This is a genomic window from Aurantiacibacter hainanensis, from assembly GCF_036321025.1.
GTDB classification, from domain to species: Bacteria; Pseudomonadota; Alphaproteobacteria; order Sphingomonadales; family Sphingomonadaceae; genus Alteraurantiacibacter; species Alteraurantiacibacter hainanensis.
Window position 1 is genome coordinate 613,796 of sequence record NZ_JAZAPB010000001.1, and the last position, 21,687, is coordinate 635,482.

The 21,687-nt window shown below is 65.5% G+C and carries 20 protein-coding genes; 11 read left to right on the forward strand and 9 right to left on the reverse strand.

The window, feature by feature from the left end:
- Positions 1–37: 37 nt before the first annotated feature.
- The 3 genes from ccmA to AAA989_RS03075 all read left to right on the forward strand — a co-directional run bounded on the left by ccmA (position 38) and on the right by AAA989_RS03075 (position 2,514).
- A complete protein-coding gene (gene ccmA / locus AAA989_RS03065; protein WP_338241076.1) occupies positions 38–634 on the forward strand; it encodes a heme ABC exporter ATP-binding protein CcmA in 597 nt (198 codons plus the stop codon).
- Complete coding sequence (locus tag AAA989_RS03070; protein ID WP_338241077.1) at positions 631–1,293, forward strand: heme exporter protein CcmB; 663 nt, start codon at positions 631–633, stop codon at positions 1,291–1,293. Before ccmA ends, AAA989_RS03070 begins: the two co-directional genes overlap by 4 nt.
- Positions 1,294–1,473: 180 nt before the next feature.
- Positions 1,474–2,514, forward strand: a complete 1,041-nt coding sequence (locus AAA989_RS03075; protein ID WP_338241078.1) for a hypothetical protein — start codon at positions 1,474–1,476, stop codon at positions 2,512–2,514.
- A 35-nt stretch (positions 2,515–2,549) separates the two neighbouring features.
- Here AAA989_RS03075 and AAA989_RS03080 read toward each other — a convergent pair whose 3' ends face one another.
- From AAA989_RS03080 to AAA989_RS03090, 3 genes are all read right to left on the reverse strand, one after another.
- A complete protein-coding gene (locus AAA989_RS03080) occupies positions 2,550–2,906 on the reverse strand; it encodes a c-type cytochrome (RefSeq protein WP_338241079.1) in 357 nt (118 codons plus the stop codon).
- A gap of 66 nt (positions 2,907–2,972) precedes the next feature.
- Positions 2,973–3,797, reverse strand: a complete 825-nt coding sequence (gene map / locus AAA989_RS03085) for a type I methionyl aminopeptidase (RefSeq protein WP_338241080.1) — start codon at positions 3,795–3,797, stop codon at positions 2,973–2,975.
- A 44-nt stretch (positions 3,798–3,841) separates the two neighbouring features.
- Positions 3,842–4,666 (reverse strand): PdaC/SigV domain-containing protein, encoded by an 825-nt coding sequence (locus tag AAA989_RS03090; RefSeq protein WP_338241081.1) that lies wholly within the window; start codon positions 4,664–4,666, stop codon positions 3,842–3,844.
- 57 nt (positions 4,667–4,723) lie between these two features.
- Here AAA989_RS03090 and AAA989_RS03095 point away from each other — a divergent pair, with 57 nt between their 5' ends.
- From AAA989_RS03095 to glnA, 5 genes are all read left to right on the forward strand, one after another.
- Complete coding sequence (locus AAA989_RS03095) at positions 4,724–6,106, forward strand: leucyl aminopeptidase family protein (RefSeq protein WP_338241082.1); 1,383 nt, start codon at positions 4,724–4,726, stop codon at positions 6,104–6,106.
- A 92-nt stretch (positions 6,107–6,198) separates the two neighbouring features.
- Positions 6,199–6,558, forward strand: a complete 360-nt coding sequence (locus AAA989_RS03100; RefSeq protein ID WP_338241083.1) for a hypothetical protein — start codon at positions 6,199–6,201, stop codon at positions 6,556–6,558.
- Between the two features lie 2 nt (positions 6,559–6,560).
- The gene (gene argC, locus AAA989_RS03105; protein WP_338241084.1) at positions 6,561–7,496 is read left to right on the forward strand and encodes an N-acetyl-gamma-glutamyl-phosphate reductase; all 936 of its coding nucleotides are present in this window, start codon (positions 6,561–6,563) and stop codon (positions 7,494–7,496) included.
- Between the two features lie 245 nt (positions 7,497–7,741).
- Complete coding sequence (locus AAA989_RS03110) at positions 7,742–8,080, forward strand: P-II family nitrogen regulator (protein WP_338241085.1); 339 nt, start codon at positions 7,742–7,744, stop codon at positions 8,078–8,080.
- Positions 8,081–8,145: 65 nt separating this feature from the next.
- Positions 8,146–9,555 carry a type I glutamate--ammonia ligase gene (gene glnA / locus AAA989_RS03115; RefSeq protein WP_338241086.1) on the forward strand — a complete coding sequence of 470 codons (1,410 nt, stop codon included), beginning with the start codon at positions 8,146–8,148 and terminating at the stop codon, positions 9,553–9,555.
- 83 nt (positions 9,556–9,638) lie between these two features.
- Here glnA and AAA989_RS03120 read toward each other — a convergent pair whose 3' ends face one another.
- Complete coding sequence (locus tag AAA989_RS03120) at positions 9,639–10,286, reverse strand: hypothetical protein (protein ID WP_338241088.1); 648 nt, start codon at positions 10,284–10,286, stop codon at positions 9,639–9,641.
- Positions 10,286–10,495, reverse strand: a complete 210-nt coding sequence (locus AAA989_RS03125) for a helix-turn-helix transcriptional regulator (protein WP_338241089.1) — start codon at positions 10,493–10,495, stop codon at positions 10,286–10,288. The genes AAA989_RS03120 and AAA989_RS03125 overlap by 1 nt, the downstream gene beginning before the upstream one ends.
- 138 nt (positions 10,496–10,633) lie before the next feature.
- On the opposite strand from AAA989_RS03125, the gene AAA989_RS03130 reads away from it, so the two are divergent.
- From AAA989_RS03130 to AAA989_RS03140, 3 genes are all read left to right on the forward strand, one after another.
- Positions 10,634–11,251 (forward strand): lysozyme, encoded by a 618-nt coding sequence (locus AAA989_RS03130; RefSeq protein ID WP_338241090.1) that lies wholly within the window; start codon positions 10,634–10,636, stop codon positions 11,249–11,251.
- A gap of 61 nt (positions 11,252–11,312) precedes the next feature.
- Positions 11,313–12,347, forward strand: coding sequence for a hypothetical protein (locus AAA989_RS03135; protein WP_338241091.1), 1,035 nt, complete (start codon positions 11,313–11,315; stop codon positions 12,345–12,347).
- A 9-nt stretch (positions 12,348–12,356) separates the two neighbouring features.
- Complete coding sequence (locus tag AAA989_RS03140; protein WP_338241092.1) at positions 12,357–12,911, forward strand: fasciclin domain-containing protein; 555 nt, start codon at positions 12,357–12,359, stop codon at positions 12,909–12,911.
- A gap of 87 nt (positions 12,912–12,998) precedes the next feature.
- Here AAA989_RS03140 and AAA989_RS03145 read toward each other — a convergent pair whose 3' ends face one another.
- The 4 genes from AAA989_RS03145 to AAA989_RS03160 all read right to left on the reverse strand — a co-directional run bounded on the left by AAA989_RS03145 (position 12,999) and on the right by AAA989_RS03160 (position 21,633).
- On the reverse strand, positions 12,999–17,222 hold the full coding sequence (locus AAA989_RS03145; RefSeq protein ID WP_338241093.1) for a translocation/assembly module TamB domain-containing protein: 4,224 nt from the start codon (positions 17,220–17,222) through the stop codon (positions 12,999–13,001).
- Complete coding sequence (locus AAA989_RS03150; RefSeq protein ID WP_338241095.1) at positions 17,222–19,354, reverse strand: autotransporter assembly complex protein TamA; 2,133 nt, start codon at positions 19,352–19,354, stop codon at positions 17,222–17,224. The genes AAA989_RS03145 and AAA989_RS03150 overlap by 1 nt, the downstream gene beginning before the upstream one ends.
- 10 nt (positions 19,355–19,364) lie before the next feature.
- Entirely contained in the window at positions 19,365–20,216 is an 852-nt protein-coding gene (locus AAA989_RS03155) for an arginyltransferase (protein WP_338241096.1), read from the reverse strand.
- 178 nt (positions 20,217–20,394) lie between these two features.
- The gene (locus AAA989_RS03160; RefSeq protein WP_338241098.1) at positions 20,395–21,633 is read right to left on the reverse strand and encodes a threonine ammonia-lyase; all 1,239 of its coding nucleotides are present in this window, start codon (positions 21,631–21,633) and stop codon (positions 20,395–20,397) included.
- Positions 21,634–21,687 lie beyond the last annotated feature (54 nt).

Here is a 21,687-nt window from a genome sequence, read left to right on the forward strand (position 1 = left end):
TGCGTGTTCGTATCTGTGTGTCCTAACGCACGAGGCGATGGAAACGCCCCGCCTTGCCGCGACAGACCTTGCATGCCGCCGCGGCGAGCGGCTGCTGTTTCGCGGGCTTTCGCTGGACATGCGCGCGGGCGATGCCTGCCATGTGACAGGCGCGAACGGCACGGGCAAGTCCAGCCTGATCCGCATTCTTGCCGGACTGCTGCGGCCCTTCTCCGGAAACGTCATGCGCGCGGGCAGCGTGGCGCTGCTGGACCAGACACTGGCGCTGGACGAGCATCTGCCGCTGGGCAAGGCACTGGGCTTCTGGGGCCGGATCGACCGCTGGCCGGACCGCGACGACGCCACTGCAGAGCGGATGGCGCAGCTTGGCCTGTCGGGCCTTCTGGACGTGCCGGTGCGCTACCTTTCCACCGGCCAGCGCAAGCGCGCGGCGCTGCTGCGGCTGCTGGGCCAGGGGGCCGACGTCTGGCTGCTGGACGAGCCCCTGAACGGCCTTGACCGCGATGCCGTGGCGCTGGTTGAAACCCTGGTGGAGCGGCACGTCTCCGGCGGCGGCCTTGCCGTCGTTGCCAGCCACCAGCCGTTCGGCCTGTCTGCGAAGACTGAACTTCACCTGCCGGACTTCGCGCCGTGAGCGCGTTCCGTACCCTGCTCTTGCGCGATCTTGCGCAGCTTCTGCCCGGCGCCCGCCGGGGCAACACGCTGTTGCCGCTGCTGTTCTTCCTGGCGGTCGCCATGCTCTACCCCTTCGCCGTGGGACCGAACCCGGCCGTGCTGGCCGTCACTGGCGGCGGCGTGATCTGGGTTGCCGCCCTGCTGGCCGCCATCCTGCCGCTGGACAGGCTGCTGGCGCCCGACCTCGAGAACGGCTTCTTCGACCAGTGGGCACTGCGCGGCATCGCCGAGGAACTGGTGGTCGCCGTGCGGCTGCTCGCCCACTGGCTCAGCTTTGGGCCGTTCCTGATGCTGGCCGCCCTGCCCGCCAGCGCCCTGCTGGGCATAGACGGAGCCACGCTGCGCATCGTGGAACTGGGCCTGCTGGCAGGCACTCCGGGCCTGGCCGCGATCGGCGTGATCATTTCCGCCGTCACCGTGGGCCTGCGCGGCGCCGGGGCCGCTCTTTCCGGCCTGCTGGTGATCCCGCTGGCGGTGCCACTGCTGATCTTCGGCGCGGGCTCCCTGTCCACCGGCGGCGAGGGCGGCATCGCCCTGACGGCCGCGATCAGCCTGGTGCTGGTGGCAATTGCGCCCTTCGCGGGCGGTGCCGCGATCAGGGCCAGCCGGGAGGGCTGAGGCAGATTCTTCGAAGTTGGCGCGCTCCAGTCCTCTGTCGAAACCGCGGACCATCGTGCGCGGCCGAGGCTGCAGGAAGGCGCAATCGCTCGCCGGCTTGGAGATAGCAGCACATCGGGTTATCGTGGGGCCGGACACGGCGCTTCCGGGGGGAAAGCCATGCGTATCTCGATGATGTTGATGCCTGCCCTTGCATGTCTTGCCGCGCCAGCGGCCAGCCAGCGCGTGCCGGACGATCTTGCCACCATGCCGCCGGTCGCCACCGACTTCGAACCGGCGCGCACCGCCTGGGGCGATCCCGACCTGCGGGGCATCTGGCCCATCGAGAAGATCGACGACATGGACCTGCCGATAGAGCGCGACGAGGAATACGGCACGCGCGCGTGGCTGACCGATGAAGAATACGCCGCCCGCTTGGCAGAGGCGCGCGAAAGCGACGGCAGTTTCGTCGACGAATTGAGATCCGGGGGGACGCAGGGACTGGCCGACTGGCTGGAGTCGACCGACTTCGGACGGCGCAACTCGATGCTGGTCGATCCGCCCGACGGTCGCTTCCCCCCTCTGACGCCCGAGGCGCAGCCGTTGCAGCAGGCCGGAAAATCAAGCTGGGTCGATGGGCAGGCGCGCGACTGGATCACCGATCTCGACATCTACGATCGCTGCGTCACGCGCGGTTTTCCCGCCAGCATGTTCCCCTTCCCCTACAACAACGGCATCCGCATCTTCCAGGCGCCGGGCCTCGTGGTGATCCACCACGAGATGATGGCGACCCGCGTCGTGCCGCTGTTCGAGGCCGAGCGCTGGCCCGAGGCCGTGCGCACCTACATGGGCCAGTCGATCGGGCGCTGGGACGGAAATGCGCTGGTGATCGAGACGACCAACATCATCGACGGCGACGCCGCCGACCCGGACATCTTCCGCCGCGCCGCCTCCCCCAATGCCTGGGACACGACCTATCCGACCAGCCGCGAGGCCCACGTCGAGGAGCGCATCACGATGATGAGTCCGGAGCGGATGATCTACGAAGTCACCTACACCGACCCGCTCGTCTACACCGCGCCCTGGAGCGCGCGCCTCGACTGGACCCGCGACGACGATTACGATTTCTACGAATTCGCCTGCCACGAAGGAAACGTGCAGGTGCGCGACATGATCAACAGCTCGCGCGCGCAGCGTCTGCGCGACGCGGGAGCCGAGAGCCTGTCGCTGGCCGGCGACTGAGCAGCGCGGGGTCTGAAGGGGCCCCAAGCACCGCCTCAATATTGCGGGTGATAATCCTCGCGCCGCAGGGTGAGCATGTAGTCGACCAGCTGCTCCACCTCGTCATCCTCGAGGTAGAAATCCATCTCGGCAGGATAGTTGTGCGCGTCCACCAGCCAGGTGGTCAGGGTTTCGCGCGTCAGTCCGCGCCTGTTGGCGATGGCGGGCCATTCGGGCGCGTCGGAATTGGGGGAGAGGCCGTAGGGCTCTACCGAATGGCACGAACCGCAGGCGGCCTGGGCCAGGGCGTGATCCTCGGGATCGGCCGTCGTTGCGACAAACGGTTCGGCCGGGGTGGTCTGGCATCCCGCCAGGCCCACCAGCACGACGGCTAATATCGACAACGATTTCATACGACCAACTCCCGATTTTTCCTGTGCCCAGCTTAGCCTGCCATGCGAAGGCTGCCTTGCGCTGGATCAATAGGGCGGCTTGTCCAGGCCCTTGGGGCTCTTGGTGAATATCTCGCAGCCATCCTCGGTAATCCCGATCGAATGTTCGAACTGCGCCGACAGGCTCTTGTCGCGGGTCACCGCGGTCCAGCCGTCGTTGAGCAGCTTCACGTGGGGTCGGCCGAGGTTGATCATCGGCTCGATGGTCATGAACATGCCCGCCTTCAGTTCCGGCCCGGTGCCGCGGCGGCCCGCATGCACCACTTCGGGCGCATCGTGGAATAGTCGGCCAAGGCCGTGGCCGCAGAATTCGCGCACCACGCCGTAGCGGTGGCGTTCGGCATATTCCTGGATAGCAGCGCCGACATCGCCCAGCCGCGCGCCGGGGCGCACCTCGGCGATGCCGATCATCAGGCATTCGTGCGTCACTTCCACCAGCTTCTTCGCCTTGATCGAAGGTTCGCCGGCGTAATACATGCGGCTGGTGTCGCCGTGCCAGCCGTCGAGCAGCGGGGTGACATCGATGTTCACGATATCGCCTTCCTTCAGCCGCTTGTCCGTCGGAATCCCGTGGCAAACCACGTGGTTGATCGAAGTGCAGCACGAATGGGTGAAGCCGCGATAGCCCAGCGTCGCCGGCACCGCGCCGCCATCCAGCGTCATCTCGCGCACGATCTTGTCCAGTTCGCCGGTGGTCACGCCGGGCTGCACCCGCGTGGTCAGCTCGTCGAGAATCTCGGCGGCGAGCCGGCCCGCCTTGCGCATGCCCTCGAACCCTTCGGGACCGTGCAGCTTGATGGTGCCGTCGCGATAGACGGATGTGTCGGCAGTAACGTGCTGGTATTCTGTCATGTCCGTTACTTAGGCGGTTTGCCGCCGGATTGCGAGTGCGCTCGTCAGTTTGCCGCAAAGGCGCCGCGATACTCGTCGCGTACGGTTTCCAGCAGTTCCTCGGTCACCGGAAAGGTGAATTCATACGACCCCTCGGCATAGGGCCCTGCCAGGTAGGGCGCGATCTGGATGCCGATGCGATTGAAGCTCTCGCCGTTGGTGGAGCCGAGCAGCAGGTTCGTCTCGTCGGGCTTGATGCAGGCATCGAAGGTGTCGTCGCTCCCCTCCTCCACCGGCTCGCCGCGGCGCTCCTCGCGCTCGGCATTCAGCGCTTCGCAAAGCTGCGGGCCGAGCGCCTCGTCCAGCGCCTCCGCCGATGTGAAGAAACTGATCGGTTCGCGGACGGTGTCGTTTTCCTTGTCCCACACGATCGTGTCGAACCCGTAATTGGGATGCGCGCCGCCGTAATAGAACGACTGGGATGCCGAGAGGCTAAGCCAGTTCGGCAGGTCGGCCGCGACTTCCCACGCGGTTTCGCTGGAATAGGTGTTGAAGGGGAAGCCGTTGTCGCTCGCCTCCTCGCGGCCCTGCGCGGCGCGCGCGGAAAGCCGTCGTCTTTCGCGTTCCAGCCTGTTGTCGAGCCATCCGGCCAGCCCCTCGGTGTCGCCGGCTGCCTGGGGATAGGAGTATTCGAAAACGAACAGGTCCGTTCGCTCCGACACCTGACGCGCGCCCCCCAGCGGGCTGGGAGGCTCGGTCGTGCCGGGCGTGTCCGGGGGCGTGGGCGCCGTGGGCGTCGCGTCCTGCCCCGGATTGCCGGATTCGCCGGACGGATCGCAAGCCGTCAGGAACGCCGGAACTGCCAGTAGGGTGAATCGTCGGATCATCATCGGGATCATTTCAGGCAAGCCTTCCCAAACGGAAAGGAAAACGGCAAGCGGAATTCCATGACTATCGCAGCAGACCTCATCCAGCCGGATCGCGGGCAGGACGCCATCGCGATCCATCTCGTCCACTCCGAATCGTTCGAACGTTTCGCGAAGGACCTGAGCGGACCGCAGCGTGCCGCCCTCGCGGCTCAGAAGTTCACCGGTGGTGGCTATCAGGTGGGTATCGTGCCCGATGGCGAAGGCTGGTTCGCCGTCGGCGGAGTGGCCGACCCGCAGGATCTTACCAGCTGGTGTCTTGCCAAGCTGGCGGAAGAGCTGCCCGAGGGCACCTATCGCCTGGCCGACGTGTCGGCGGGCGCGGCCCTGTTCGGCTGGCAGACCGCGCAGTACCGCTTCACCCGCTACAAGGACGACCGCGATGCCGAAGGTCCGCGCGTGCTGCTGACGGAAGACGTGGCGAAGATCGAACTGGTCACCGCCGAGGCGCAGGCCGCCAGCCTGGTGCGCGACCTGGTGAACACCCCAGCTGAGGACATGGGGCCCGCCGCGCTGGAGGCCGAGGCCGAACGCATCGCCAAAGAGCAGGACGCGAAGATCTCGGTCACGCGCGGCGATGCGCTGGAGAAGGGCTTTCCCATGGTCCACGCCGTGGGCCGTGCGGCGGAGCGCAAGCATGCGCCCCGGCTGATCGAGCTGGAATGGGGCGACCGGAGCCATCCCAAGATCGCCATCGTCGGCAAAGGCGTGTGCTTCGATTCGGGCGGGCTCGACATCAAGGGCGCGAGCGGCATGCTGCTGATGAAGAAGGACATGGGCGGCGCGGCCCATGCCCTCGCCCTGTCGGAACTGATCATGAAGGCTGGCCTGAAAGTGCGGCTGCACTGCGTGGTTCCCGCGGTTGAGAATGCCATTGCCGGCAATTCCTTCCGCCCGGGCGACGTGCTGCAAAGCCGCAAGGGGCTGACCGTTGAAATCGGCAACACCGATGCAGAGGGACGGCTGATCCTGGGCGATGCGCTGACGCTGGTGAGCGAGCGGGAGCCGGAGTTCATCCTGGATTTCGCCACGCTCACGGGCGCCGCGCGCGTCGCGCTGGGGCCGGACCTCCCGGCCCTGATGACGCGGCGCGACCAGACGGCGGAGCAACTGATTTCCGCCGGCAAGGCGCACGACGACGAACCCTGGCGTCTGCCCCTGCCCGAAAGCTATCGCGAGTGGCTGAAATCGGACATCGCCGACACCAACAACACCCATACCAACGGCTTTGCCGGCGCCAGCGTCGCCGGACTGTTCCTCGACAAGTTCGTTGGCGAGGATGTCGACTGGGCGCATTTCGACACCTTCGCATGGCGGCCCACGGCAAAGCCCGGACGATCGAAGGGCGGTGCCGCTCTCGGCCTTCGCGCGGCGTTCCATGCCCTGCGCGGTCGATATGGTTAGCCCGCAAGGTTGCAGGCACCGCCCCACCCGTCTAAGCGCGCTTCGTTCGCCGGGCCGTTCGCCCGCGACCGGATTCAACGGGTGAAGCGCGCTTGAGCCAGGACGAAATTACAGACGCGGAACTTTCCGCCCACGGACCCTACGTCCTGGCGGGCGCGGTCGCGCGGCCCGATCCCACGCGCGTGCCGATCCGCGGCGATCTTGCCCACATCGGTCTGGCCGGTATCCATTTTGTGCCGCACTACGCCGTGCCCCAGCCACGCACCGTTCTGCCTGGCGGTGCACCGCTCTATGCCGATCCGGATAATACATCCGAGGAGCTTTGCGTGCTGCTGGAAGGCGACAGCTTCGAGGTTCTCGACGTTACCCGCGCATGGGCCTGGGGCTGCCTTTCCCTCGAAGGCCCGGTGGGCTATGTCCGGCTCGACCGGCTAGAGACAGCAGGAGGCTGAGTGTGGCGCACACCGTCTTCATCGACGGGGCGGCCGGGACGACCGGCCTGGAAATCGCCGACCGGCTTGAGGGCCGCAGCGAATTCGAACTGGTGCGTCTCAACGATGCCGAACGCAAGGACGAGGATTGCCGCCGCGCGGCGCTGAACTTCGCCGATTTCGTGATCTTGTGCCTGCCCGACGACGCCGCGCGCGATGCCGTGGCCATGATCGAGGATGATTCCGGCACCCGCGTCATCGACGCCTCCACCGCGCATCGCACCGCCGCGGGCTGGATCTACGGTTTTCCCGAGCTGGTCGGGCCGAACGTGGTGGCGGGTGCAGACCGCGTCTCGAACCCCGGCTGCTATCCCACGGGCTTTCTGGCCATAATGGCACCGCTGGTGCGGGCCAAGCTGCTCCCGCGCGACTGGCCCTATACCGTCAACGCCGTGTCGGGCTATTCGGGTGGCGGCAAGAGCCTGATCCAGCGGTTCGAGGGCGAAGGCAGCGACATCGCCTTTCGCACCTACGGCCTGTCGCTGGATCACAAGCACCTGAAGGAAATGCAGTCGAAGGCAGGGCTCAAGAACCCGCCCGTCTTCGCACCCTCGGTCGTGCCCGGATTTCGCGGTATGGTGGTGGAAGTGCCGCTAGCGATCACCGCCATGCGCGCGGCGGCCCCTCCCGCCGATCTGCACAAGGAACTGGCGCGCTATTACGAGAACGCCCCGCTCGTCACCGTGCACGACAGGGACGAGGACGTGAGCGAACTGCTGCTGCACAAGCGGTCCGAGCCGTGGGACCGGCTCGACCTCTACGTCTTCAGCGACGCGAAGGAAGAAAACGCGCGCCTGGTCGCGGTTCTCGACAACCTCGGCAAGGGCGCCAGCGGCGCGGCCGTGCAGTCCCTCAACCTGATGGCGGGCTGCGACCCGCTTGCGGGCCTCCATCTGTAGCCCGAACTGCCCGCTTTTTGGGCACCCCTGCCCGTCAAAAGGTCATTGTCAGGGTCGCCGGCAGCGCAATTTGATTGCAGCTTTCCCGCGCTTCCGGCCGCGATTGTTGCGAATCCGCCCTTTCGCTCGTCCCCGCGATTGTCTAGCACTCGGCCAGTACATTCTGGCATGATTCTTGAAGCCTATGTCTCGGGAATTGCCTAGGGAGAAAGGCCCGGATCGACCGGGTTAAGACAGGGACCTGAGTGAAAAAGATCGAAGCCATCATCAAACCCTTCAAGCTCGACGAGGTGAAGGATGCCCTGCACGAGGTCGGCGTGTCCGGCATTACCGTGACGGAGGCGAAGGGCTTCGGACGGCAGAAAGGGCACACGGAACTCTACCGCGGTGCCGAATATGTCGTCGATTTCCTGCCCAAGGTTAAGCTGGAAATCGTCGTGCCGGACCAGTTGGCCCAGCAGGTGACGGATGCCATCGCCAATGCCGCCAAGACAGGCCGCATCGGGGACGGCAAGATCTTCGTATCCGATATCGGCTCGGCAATCCGCATCCGTACCGGAGAGCAGGACGACGCCGCCCTCTAGGGCGGTCCACCCACAGGCGAATCCCGCCAGAACAGACAATACGTTCAATTCAAGGAAGGATAATCATGGCCAGTGCAAAGGACATCGCGAAGCGTATCAAGGACGAGGAGATCGAATGGGTCGACGTCCGCTTCACCGACCCCAAGGGCAAGTGGCAGCACCTCTCGATGTGCGCCGGCGTCGTCGACGAGGACATGCTTGAAGAAGGCATGATGTTCGACGGCTCCTCCATCGAGGGCTGGAAGACCATCAACGAATCCGACATGATCCTGAAGCCGGATCTGGATTCGATCTACATCGATCCGTTCAGCGCCACGCCGATGATGGTGATCAACTGCGACATCGTGGAGCCTTCCAACGGTGAGCTCTACAGCCGCGACCCGCGATCCACCGCAAAGCGTGCCGAAGCCTACCTGAAGAGCACCGGCATCGGCGATACGATCTACGTCGGCCCGGAACCCGAGTTCTTCATGTTCGACGACGTCCGCTTCGAGGATGGCTATTCCGGATCGGGCTACCAGATCGACGACATCGAACTGCCGACCAACTCGGGCACCGAGATGGAAATGGGCAACATGGGCCACCGTCCGCGCGCCAAGGGCGGCTACTTTCCCGTTGCGCCGGTCGACAGCGCCATGGATATCCGCGCCGAAATGGTCAGCACCATGCTGGAAATGGGCCTGCCGATGGACAAGCACCACCACGAGGTGGCCGCTGCCCAGCACGAACTCGGCATCACTTTCGGCACGCTGACGCAGACCGCCGACCGCGTGCAGATCTACAAGTATGTCGTGCAGCAGGTCGCCCATGCCTATGGCAAGACGGCCACCTTCATGCCCAAGCCGATCAAGGCCGACAACGGCAGCGGCATGCACACCCACATGTCGATCTGGAAGGACGGCAAGCCGACGTTCGCGGGCAATGAATATGCCGGTCTGTCGGAAACCTGCCTGTTCTACATCGGCGGCGTGATCAAGCACGCCAAGGCCCTGAACGCCTTCACCAACCCCACCACCAACAGCTACAAGCGGCTGGTGCCGGGGTTCGAGGCGCCGGTGCTGCTGGCCTACTCCGCCCGCAACCGTTCGGCTTCCTGCCGTATTCCCTACGGCTCGGGCGAAAAGGCGAAGCGCGTGGAATTCCGCTTCCCCGATCCGCTGGCCAACCCCTACCTCGCCTTCTCGGCGCTGCTGATGGCCGGCATCGACGGGATCGAGAACAAGATCCATCCGGGCGATGCCATGGACAAGAACCTGTACGACCTGCCGCCGGCCGAACTGGCCGACGTGCCGACCGTGTGCGGTTCCCTGCGCGAAGCCCTGCTCGCCCTGCGCGACGACATGGACTTCCTGCTGAAAGGCGACGTGTTCACCAAGGACCAGATCGAGGCCTACATGGACCTGAAGTGGGAGGATGTCCTCCGCTTCGAGACCACGCCGAGCCCGGTCGAGTTCGACATGTACTACAGCAGCTGATCCCAGCGCATCGAGACAAAGAGAAGGGGCGTCCGGGCAACCGGGCGCCCCTTTACTTTTCGCCATTGCTCTTTTCGGGGCCACTAGCGCGGGGCAAGCAGGCCGCGGCGCGCACTGGCAATGAAGGAGCCGAACAGCCCGGCCGCCCAGATCATCGACAGCCAATCGAGCGTTGCCGGAGGAGCCAGGTACTCCAGATGCGCGAGGATGGCCCAGCCGCCGCCGATTGCGAACAGCAGGTAGAACGCGGTCGCTGCACTTTCGTGGGAGACCGTCCGCATAAGTTCGTCGGCATAGCGCCACTGACGGATGCCGAGCACCAGGCCTATGGCAACCAGCGGCACCGCGATCAGGCCGATATCCGGTCCGAACGTGCCCCCGGGGCCCGACAGGACGACGAGCAGCAAGCCGCTGCCCAGGGCCAGGATCGATGCCGCACTGTAGGCCAGCAGCGTGCGCTGTTCGCGAAGCTCGCTGCGATCCTCGACATTGAGGAAGCGCACGCCAAACCCGGGGCTCACCAGGCCCACGCCGACCATCAGCGACGTGAGGATGTAGATGATGGCAACGATACCCGCGATCTTGGCGGATTCGCTCAGCACGCCGCCGAATTCATCGGTTCCCAGCAGGAAGGCCATCGAAGCGGCAAAGCCGGCCACCGCCCCCGCGATTGCAGCCAGTCCCGCCTTCTTCCATTTCTGCGACTCGGTCCGTTCCGACACCATGTCCATTACTCCGCCTCCGGTTCCCAATCGTCGATAAACAGCTCCGGCACGGCGACGGCGAACAGCTTTGCCATGCGCAGTGCCAGCGGCAGCGAGGGATCGTACTTGTCGGTTTCCACCGCGTTGATCGTCTGCCGCGAAACGCCCAGCCGCCGGGCGAGTTCGCCCTGGCTCCAGCCCTTCGCCTCCCGATGATCCTTCAAGTGGTTCTTCACCGTTTCGCCTCTCTGCCTGCAAAGAGCTCTTTGCTGTAAAGAACTCTTGTCAGTCAAGAGCTCTTTACAGGTCTTTCCTACGCGAAGACGCGCGACCTAGCGCCGGGACCGTTTTTCCGCGACACCAGGAGCATTCCCATGACCCAGATACCGCTGTTCGAAATCGTCCGCGCAATCCTTGGCCGCCAGCCGCCTGCGGCCGAGAGCGAGCCGGTGGAGGTTGCCGCCGATTCTCCGGCCCGCGACTGTGTTCCCGAGGCTCCGGACTACCCTGCCAGGCCCGCTGTCGGGCCGAAGGGCATCGCCCTCATCAAGCAGTTCGAGGGCTGCGCGCGTATTCGCAAGGACGGAATGGTGGAGGCCTATCCCGACCCCGGCACCGGCGGTGCGCCCTGGACCATCGGCTGGGGCGCGACCGGTCCGGGAATCGACCAAGGCACGGTCTGGACGCAGGACGCCTGCGATGCCCGGCTGGAGGCCGACCTCCGGCGCTATGCCGCCGAGGTTGCCGATGCGCTGGGCGATTGCCCTGCCACTGCGCTGCAGTTCGATGCCCTGGTCAGCTTTCACTACAACACCGGCGCCATCGCCAGGGCCACCCTGACACGCAAGCACAAGGCGGGCGATTTCGAAGGCGCCGCGCGCGAATTCGACCGCTGGTGCTACGCCGGCGGACGCGTGATGCGGGGCCTCGCCAGGCGCCGTGCAGCCGAAGCCGCGCTCTATCGCCAAGGCTCCTTAACGAAGGACGCTTAACAAACATCAGGAACTTGTCGCCACGATCGGCCGTTTTCCAAGGCTGAAGGAGCCAAGAACAATGAAAATTCTGGTCGCATCCGTCTCAGCCCTCGCCCTGGCCGCCGTTCCGGCCCTGGCGCAGGGAAATGGCAACGGTAATGGTAATGGAAATAACGGCAATCGCGGCGGTCCGCCGGCGATGGCCGGGCCATCCAATCAGGGCAACGGAAATGCCGACAGGGGCAATGGCAACCGCGGCAATGCCGATCGTGGCAATCGCGGCGGCGGCCAGGAGCAGGCCCGCGGCAATTCCGGCGGCCCTCCCCCGCAGGCTCGTGGCAACGGCAACGATCGCGGCGGTCCGCCCGTGGCGCGCGGCAACGGCAACGATCGCGGCGGTCCGCCGGTCGCCCGTGGAAACGGGAACGGCAACGGAAACCGTGGAGGTCCGGGGCGCGGCAACGATTCCGTGTCCGTTCGCTACGACGGCGGATCGATCATCGATTTCCGCCGCATGGCCCGCACCGGCATCGCCGACGGCTGCCCTCCCGGACTCGCGAAGAAGTACAACGGCTGCCGTCCGCCCGGTCTGGCACGCCAGCAGGATCGCTATCGCTATTCGCGCTACGCCCCGGACTGGTGGGGTCTTGGCGGCCTGTTCGGCGACCGACGCGGCAATTATTTCTACGATGATGGCTACCTGCTGCGGATCGGCAGCGGAGACGGAATTTCCGGCTACATCCCGCTGCTGGGCGGCGCGCTGGCCATCGGCAATCCGTGGCCGGACGACTATCGCTATTCACGACTGCCGTCGTACTACGAAAGCTACTACGGCCTCGGCCCCTCCGCGAACTATCGCTATGCCGACAACGTCGTCTACCGGATGGACCCGGAGACGGCGGCAATCACCTCGATCGCGGCCCTGTTGACGGGTGACGAATTCCGCGTCGGCCAGCGCATGCCGCGCGGATACGACGTCTACAACGTGCCCTACAGTTACCGTGACAGGTACTATGACCGCCCTGACGCGATGTACCGTTACAACGACGGATACGTTTACGAGATCGACCCGGAAACGATGCTGGTTGCCTCGGCAATCGAGCTGTTGGTTTAGGAGGGTTTCATGACGAAAAAGCCATTCCTCGCCGCCGCAGCCGCTGCCAGCCTGTTCGCCCTGACCGCCTGCGGCTCCGACGCGGGCGAAGGCGGCGAAGCCGACGGCGGTGTGGGCACCAGCACGCTTGCCGCCCTGATCGAGGATGCCGACGATCTCAGCGTCGTATCAGAGATCGTATCAAATGCCGGGCTGTCCGGCGTGTTCGACGGCAATGCGCCCTACACCGTCTTCGCACCGACCGACGAGGCGTTTTCCGCGCTCGACGTGCCGCTGGAAGGCGAGGAGACGCGCGCCGCGCGCGTGGCGATCCTGCGCGAACACATCGTGCCAGGCTATCTCAGCCGCGAGGATATCGTCGCAGCCATCGAAAGCGCCGGAGGGTCGGTGGAGATGAAGACGATGGGATCGAACACGCTCACCTTCACCCGCGATGCGGATAATCTCGTGGTCACATCTTCGGATGGCTCGGAAGCCAGTGTCGAAGGTGAAGTGATGAGCGGGGTCAACGGCTCCGTGATCCCCATCGACGGCGTCCTGAAATCGATGGCGTCGCCTGGCTGACGCAAGCCAGGCCAGACAACGCCTTGGAAGAGGGGAGCGCGCCGGACCGGTTCGCTCCCCTTTTTCATGTCGCCGCGCCTCGGCCGGCTAGTAGTCCCGCCGGTACTCTGCCGCCGCCTGGTGACGGCCGATGGTGCTGACGGTGGCCAGCAGGTTCAGCCAGCTGGTCACCCGGAATTCCAGTTCGCTGGCGTTGTAGCCTGCACCGTCGGTGATGATCTCGACATAGAACCGGCGGCCGAAGTTCTTGCCCAGCGCCACCGCCGTACCGCGATCCAGCGCGGGATCGGCGGGAATGATGCGCAGGCGATCGAGGCCGACCGCGTTGCGCAGCTGGTTGATCGGACCCACGCCGCCCCCGCCACGCAGGGACGCGACCGCCGCGCCCAGCTGCAGCGCATCGGTGGCGGAAAGGTTGGTGATCGAACCGCCGAACAGCAAGCGCGCGAGCAGTTCCTCTTCCGGCAGGGCCGGTGTCGAGGAGAACGTGATCTGCGGCTGGCTGGCGCTGCCCGAGACATCGACCTCGACCGTCAGGCCGTTGACTTCCGTCACGGCGGTCAGGTCGATGCGCGGATCGATCGGCACGTTGCGATCGAAGTCGATCTCGCCGCGCGTGATCTCGAAGCGCGTGCCGGCGAACGAGTAGAAACCCTGTCGCGGCACGATGGAGACCGAGCCGCCCACGCGGGGATCGTCGGTCGTGCCGCGGAGCAGCAGGTTTTCGGTGCGCCATTCGCTTTCGAGGCCCATGCCGTCGACTTCGATGCCGCCGGGCGCGCGCACGTCGATCAGGAAGCTCCACGGAGCCTGGTTGGCCGCGACGGGGCGCTGGTCGGCCGGAAGGTTGATCTCGGTGACTTCGACACTAGGCAATTCGGCCAGGACTTCGGACGCGCCAAGCTGCCAGCGGGCGCTGGTCGCCTCCAGTCTCCCGGCAATCGTCCCGCCCACGCCGTTGGAAACGATGCGCATGGGCCCGGTCACGGTTGCGCCCATGTTCTCGAGGTCGACGATCTCGGCGTTGCGCGCCGCCATGCGCAGATCGATCTGCGGCCCGCGCTCTGCCGAAATGTCCGACAGGTCGACGAAGCCGCTTCCCGAAATCTGCCCGCCGTTGGGCGCGGTGCCGCTGAACCTGGTCAGCGCCAGCCGCGACCCGGTGAATGTGCCGCGCGCGGAAACGTCAGAGATGTCGGTTCCCGTCAGGGTACTGCGCACCCGCAGGTCGTCTCCCGTCAGGGAGCCGCGCACCTGCGGGTTGCCCAGCGAACCGCGCATGTTGGCAGCAACGGTGATGTCGCCGGTCATGTCGAGCAGGTCGATCGCGGCGAGGCGCCACAGCGTTGCCGCGGAACCCTCGAAGCGGAACTGGCCGAACAGGTCGCCGTTGTAGAGCCTCTCCGTCAGCGCCCCCGACTGCGGCAGGTTGGCTATGCGCGCCTGCAGGCGACCGCTCGCGTTACCGCCGTCGGAAATCACCGCGCGCGTCTGCAGCAATTGCTCGGAAAGATCCGCCACAAGCGCGATGTTGATCGGCCTGGACGTCAGCAGCAGGCTGGAGCGCGTCAGGCCCTCCACCATCAGCCGTGCCTCGCCGACCGGCAGTCCGCCCTGCCCCTGTTCCACCTCGATCACGCCGGAGATATCGCCGCCGATGCCGAGGTCGCCCGAGAGCGCGCCGAGGATCTCGAGCGGCATTTCGGACAGGGCGACGCGGCCCTGCATGGGCCTGTCGCCGCCAAACTGGCCGCTGGCGATCACGTAGCCGTCGCCATAGCTGATCTGCGAACGCTGCAATTCCCAGCCACCGCCTTCGAGGCTGGTGAGGACGGCGCGGCGCGGCATGGAAATGTCGGTGCCGGCGTAGGAGCCGTCCACCGCGACGGCGATCCGTCCGGGTTGCAGCCTTCCGTTCACCAGCAATTCGAACTGGCTGCCGCGCTGGCCGGTCAGGGCGGCGTCGAAAGAACCGCTACCGTTGACGATTTCCGCCTGCGCGGCGAGGCGACCTATGAACAGGTTGCCGTAGGAAAGGCCCTGGAGATTGGCATTGCCCATCACCGTAGTGTTGCCTTCGGCGATCAGGCCGCTGGCATCTATGGTGCCCGCGCCTATCGCAAGCGGCGTTGCTCCGCCAAAGCGCGCGTTGTCGGCCACAAGGTCGATGTCAAAGCCCTGCCCGCCGTCTCGCACCGCCAGGTCTATCGTTCCGTCCAGTCCGCCGCGCGCGACGTCCAGCGATCCGGCGATCCCGCCTTCGACTAGGTCGAGCGTACCGCTGACGCGGGTTTCGGCGACATCGAGGCGGTCGATGCGAATGGCCGTATCGCCATTCTCGGCAATCTCCAGCCCCAGAACCCCGTCGAACGGCCCCAGCATCGATCCGCCGCTCGTTTCGATGTTGAAGCCGTCTTCGGTGGGCGACAGGCTGACGCGGACATCGGTGAGGCCGGCGGAGGGCAGCGGGTCGGCCAGCACAAGTTCGACATAGGGACCGTCCTCGGCCAGCGTGGCTTCCACGGTGAACGGCCCATATTCGGTGTGCCGCCCGCTTCCGACGATGCTGGTTCCGGCATCGTCCACCCGCCCGTCGAGCGTGGCGGTCAGCTTGGTGGCGTTCACGGTAAGGGCATTGAACGCGAGCGGCATTTCGCCGCCCAGCACGAGCCCGCCGTTGAAGCGAATGTTCTCGCCCGCGATGCTGGTGATGGTGGAATTGGTCACTTCTTCCACCCGGCCCTGCAATTCCGCGCGCAGCATCCACGGCGCCTCTCCGCCGATGCGGAAGCGGATTTGCGCCGCGGCATCGATGACGCCGACGTTGTCGAAGGCAAGGCCGGCGATCGTGACCGGGCCGTTTACCTGCGTGATCCCGGTTTCAAGGTCGCTGTTGAGGCCCAGCCGCGCCCGCAGACCGCGGAATTGCACCGCCAGGTTTTCGGAGAGAATTTCACCGCCCGCATAGACGATCGTTCCGTCGAGGCTGCCGTTGACCAGGCGCGGATCGAAAAGCTCGTTTCCGCTGACGATGCGGCCAATCTGCGCATCGACGGGCAAGACGAAGCGGGTGCCGTCGTAGGCGAGCGTGCCTTGCTGGACGATGCTAGAGACCACGATGCCGCCCGCGTCGATTTCCTCGACAGTCAGCGTATGGGGTATGGTGAGGTCGCGGAAAGCGCCGTCCAGAGTTGCTTCCAGCGCAAGGCCGTTCAGGGCCACGTCTTCGCTGAACAGCGTGGGATCGAGCAACTGGGCAGCCACGTTGAAATCGTCGAAGCTGTTTTCCGCAAGGTCGATCGAACCTTCCCCATCCGCGTTCACGCCGCGGCCGCGCAGCACGAAATCGCCTTCCAGAACAGAATCTTCCAGCGTTCCCGAAGCCGACAGCGTCACCAGATCGCCCAGCGCGCGCTGCGGCAGGCCTTCGAGGTAGGCGGAGGGGCGTATCTGGCCCACCAGGCGGTACTGGCCGCTCTCGTTGTAGATATCGAAGTCCAGCAGCTCGGTCTCACCCTGGACCGCCAGCGCCTCGCCTTCCCACGAAGACCAGGTGCCATCGCCCTGCAGGCTGATGGCGAGGTCTTCTTCCGCACCTACCATCGTCGCCAGGAAGCCGCCGGCGGGCGCCTGCCAGTCGAGATCGAGGTCGAACCGGTCGCCATCGGGTTCGGCGTGGATCAGGGCCTCGAACTCGTCGCCGCCGCCGAATTCGCCGCCGGCGTCGAGATAGACGAGGCCGTCGCGGATATCGGCTTCCGCGGCGAAGTCGATCACCCTCTCCTCGCCCAGCAGCCCTTCTGCGACCGTCAGGTCCTCGATCACGAAGCGATCCACGCGGATATCGAAATCGGGCAGGATCGGCGCGTCAGGGTCGCCCGGCTCCAGCTCGGGTGCCGCAAAGAGCGTACCGTCGGAAACCACCAAGTGGCGCACGTCCAGCCCGCTGGCGAACCAGCGGTGCGGTCGCCAGTTCAGATCGATGGTCGGCACCTCGAGAAACAGCGTGTCGTTGGCGTCGTAGAACTTCACGTCGTGGAAGGTGCTGCTCCACAGCACCGATCCGTCGATCTCGCCCACTTCCACGCGCAGTCCCGAAGCGGGAGCGAACTTGCTGATCTGGTCGACGATGAACTGACGGCCCGGCGGGGTGTGGAGGAACGCCACGACCAGCAGCAGCAGGCCGAGCAGGCCGACCAGCAGCCAGCCCACGGCTTTCATGATGCGGATGGGTATGCGCCTCTTGCCGCCACCGCGAGGGCGGGTCTCGGTCTCATCCTGCAGGGAGTCCATGTCCGCTTCGGCCACCATCAGAACGCCTGTCCCAGCGCGACGTAGACGGCCACCCAGTTATCGTTCGGACCGGGGTTGAGCGGGAAGGCAACGTCGAGGCGCAGCGGCCCGAAGCCGGTATCGTAACGCACGCCTATGCCCGCACCGTACTTGATCGTATCGAAATCGGGTATCGGATCGAGGCCCACAGAGCCGGCGTCGATGAAGGGCACCACGCTGATCGCGCCGTCCATCAGGCCGGTGCCGATGCGCGCCTCGGCGGAAACCTCCACCAGGCTGCGTCCGCCCAGCGGATCGCCGGTGTTGTTGAGCGGGCCGATCTCGCGATAGCCGTAGCCGCGAACCGAGCCGCCGCCACCGGCATAGAGCCTGCGCGAGGGCGCGATGGCTTCCAGCGGTGCGCCGGGAATGCTCGCCACCCGCACGCGGCCCGCCAGCACCGTGTTCTCGCCCACGGACTGATAGAAGGAGGCATCCACCTGGCTGCGCACGTAGAAGCTCTGCACGCCCTCGTTGTCGGAAATCTCGGGCGAAAGACGTCCCGAAAGCCGCCAGCCCTCGGTCGGATCGAGCAGGTCGTCGGATGCATCGAGCTGCGCATAGAGAGGAAGCGCGGCGATGAAATAGGTCTCGCGCTGCAGATCGGTGCCGTCGGCGTCCCGTTCGCTTTCCTGCGAGGCGACCAGTTCGACGCCCATCGACCAGCTGAAAGCCTTCTGGAACAGCAGCGTGCTGACGCGCTCATAGGTTCCGATCAGCGATGCGGTGCGGGCATCGTAAGCGTCGTAGTCGATGGTGGAGGCGAATGCGTCGACCGTCAGGATGCGGTCGCGGCCCTTGAAGTTGTTCTTGCGGAAGGTGACGCCCGCCAGCTGCTCCTGCGTGCCCGCGATGCCGCGAACGCGCAGCATGCCTTCGGGCGGGAACAGGTTGCGATGTTCCCAGCTGCCTTCCAGGCGGATGCCTTCTTCCGTGCCGAAGCCGATGCTTCCCGCCAGCGTGCGCAGCGGGGCCTGGGTCAGTTCGGCCTCGATATCCACGACGCCCGGCTCGGTCGCCGTGGGCTCCTCCACCACCACCGGGGTCAGTTCCACCGAACCCAGCAGGCCGGTGGCCAGCATGGCACGGCGCAGGTCCATCTCGTCGCTGCGGCGGTAGATGTCGCCCTCGTCCCAGCGGGCGATGCGGGTGAGGTGACGGCTGGACAGGAAGTCCGAGTCCGAACTCACGACATTGCGCAAGACATAGCGCCCGCCAGGCCGCACAGGCATGTCAATGTCGCCCTCGGTGCGGGCATGGTCCACCAGCAGGGTAGGCGCATCGATTTCCGCGAACGGATAGCCGCTTTCGCCCAGTGCTATGTCGAGATCGAACTGCTCCTCCTCGATCGTGTCGAGCGAGATCGGATCGCCCACCTCGATATCGTAGGCGCGACGCAGGGAGGGATACTGGTCGCCGGTCGATTCCAGATTGCCGAGGTCGATTGCGCCGACGGTGTAGCGCTGGCCCGGCACGATGTCGAAACGCACCGCCGGTCGATCGAGGTCGGCATCGGTGGCGTCATCCACCTGGCCCACGGTGCGGATCACCTGGGCATCGAAGTAGCCGTAAACCTGCAGCAGCTGCGTCAGCAATTCCTCGTCCGCGCGCGCCTGCGCCGCGAGCCGGGCGATGTTGTCGTCGTCCTCCAGATCCTCGATCGTGGACAGCGACGTGAAGCGGGTGATGAATTCCTCCCGCTGGGGGAACAGCGAACGCTCGTTGGGGAACACCAGCACCAACTCGTCGGAAATGCGCTCCTCGCTGCCCGTGGTGATGCGCGGAATCTGCTCCTCGAACTGGACGAATTCGATTTCGTCCTCGTCCGGTTCGAGCGGGGCGAGCTGCGGCAGGTCGATATCTTCCGGCCACGGTATCGTCACCAGCGGCATGGGATCGAGCGCGGCATCGGGGCCGAGAGGCTGCTGGGCCTGTGCATCGGCCTCGTCGTCGGCCGGCACGCCCTGCGCTGCCCAGTCCTCGGGATTTTCGACCGCGGCATCGGGAATCAGGTCTTCCAGCCGCGGGGTATCCTGCCGCCCCTGCGCGGCCAGCGGCTGGGCAAGCACGGCAAGCGCAGCGGCCAGGGCCGTTGATGTACGGGCAATCATCGAGAGCAGCTCAGGTGAGCTTGTATTCCTCTTGCAGTCCCGGCGTGTTGTCTTTCGAGCCGCCATCCGTTGCCGGAGAACGCTCGCCACACCCCTTGGCCACGCCTTGTATATGGAAACGCTGCTCGTCTTCGGACATCCGCCGCCATCCATCGGGGCCGAGTGCCTCGAGGGGGCGGAAACGGACCTTGTACTGCATCCGCTGCGAACCTTCGACCCAGTAGCCGAGATACACGTAGGGCAGTCCGGCTTCCGCCGCCCGCCTGATGTGTTCGAGAATGACGTAATTCCCAAGCCCGCTACGATCCTCCAGTTCAGGGTCATAGAAGCTGTATATCATCGACAACCCGTCGGCCTGCCTGTCGGTAAGACATGCGGCGACCAATCGGCCAACGGAACCGTCGGAAGAAGGTTCCCTGTATTCAATGACAAAGCTGGTGACGCTGGTGTGCTCCACCATGTCGGCATAGTCCACCTCGTCCATAGCGGCCATGCCGCCGCCAGGGTGGCGATGTTCCAGGTAGCGCTGCAGCAGGGCAAACTGTTCCTGCGTCGCCCAGGGCCGACATTCCGTCACCACGAGATCGGAATTGCGCTTCAAAGCGCGCTTCTGCGAATTCGACGGATTGAATTCCATCGCCGCCACGCGAACCGAGACGCACGCCTTGCAGCCTTCGCAGCTCGGACGGTAGGCCACCGTCTGGCTGCGGCGGAAGCCGATGCGGCCCAGGGCATCGTTCAGCTGTTCGGCGTGAGGGCCCTTCAACTCGGTGAAGACCTTCCTCTCCGTCCGCCCCGGCAGATACGGACACGGCGCCGGGCTCGTTACGAAAAAGCGGGGGAAGCGAACTGGTGCCGTCACGAAGTTATGCTGGTCCCTTTAGGCGTTCATTGTTGCGACGCGGTCTTTCTCCGCATTGCCTGCAACCTTAAGACCACAGGGAATCGCGGGGTTGAACCATATTAACCATATAATAAGCCATTCGCAGGATTAATTTCCACAAATTGCTTCCCCGATCGACCAAACGGCCCAAAGCGGGTCAGTTCAGCTCCACCTGGCTGACCGAATAGCCCTTGTCGGTCAGCGCCTTGACGAGCGCCTCCAGCTGCTCGCGGTCGCGCGCCTCGCATTCGATGTCGGTGATCAGCCCCTTGGCCGGCAGGTTGGTGAAGATCCGCTGGTGATAGATTTCCAGGATGTTGACCTGGTGGCGGTCGAACTCCCGCATCACCTTGAACAGTGCGCCGGGGCGATCCTGCAGGGTGATCTGCAGCCGCGCCAGTCGGCCCGAACGGGCGAGATCGCGCAAGAGGACGTTGGCGAGAAGGCGGGTATCGATGTTGCCGCCGCACAGCACCAGGCCGACCTTCTTGCCCGCGAACCGCTCCCGGTGGGCAAGCACTGCCGCCAGCCCGGCCGCGCCGGCCCCTTCCACCACGGTCTTCTCGATCTGCAACAGCAGCGATACCGCTTCTTCCAGGTGGCGCTCTTCCACCAGCAGGATATCGTCCACCACCTTGTCGATCACCTTCTGGGTGAACTTGCCAGGCTCCTTCACGGCGATGCCTTCCGCCAGCGTGTCGCCGCCCGACGGCAGGTCGGTCCCCGCCCAGGCATTGTAACTGCTGGGATAGAGGCGCGCTTCGGCACCGATCACCTCGATCGGACGATCCTGCGACTTGGCAACGGTGCCCATGCCACTGATCAGGCCGCCGCCGCCGATGGGTACCACGATGGTCTCGATCTCGGGCGCATCCTCGAGCATCTCCAGCGCCACCGTGCCCTGCCCCGCCGCGACGTTCGGATCGTCGAAGGGGTGCACGAACGTCAGCCCCATCTCCGCCTCCAGCTTGCGGGCATGGGCATAGGCCTCGTCGAACGTCTCGCCTTCCAGCACGACGTTGCCGCCCACGCTCTCCGTCTGCATCACCTTCACCGTGGGCGTGGTGCGCGGCATGACGATGGTCACCGGAACGCCCAGCCGCGTGCCGTGATACGACAGGCCCTGCGAATGGTTGCCTGCCGACGCCGCGATCACCCCCCGCCGGCGCTGCTCGTCGCTCAGCAGCAGGAGCGCGTTCAGCGCGCCGCGTTCCTTGTAGGCGGCGGTGAACTGGTGGTTCTCGAACTTGAGCCAGATATCCGCGCCCAGCATCTTCGACAGCGTCTGCGAGTGGAGCGTCGGCGTATGGACCACCGCGCCCTCTATCCGCCTTGCGGCGGCGCGCACGTCGTCCAGCGTGAGGCTGGGGCTGAGCATGTCCTGAGTTCCCGTCATGGCATGTTGCGCTAGCCGACTGGCGGCCCCGTGCAAATAGGCTGGCGGCTTTTC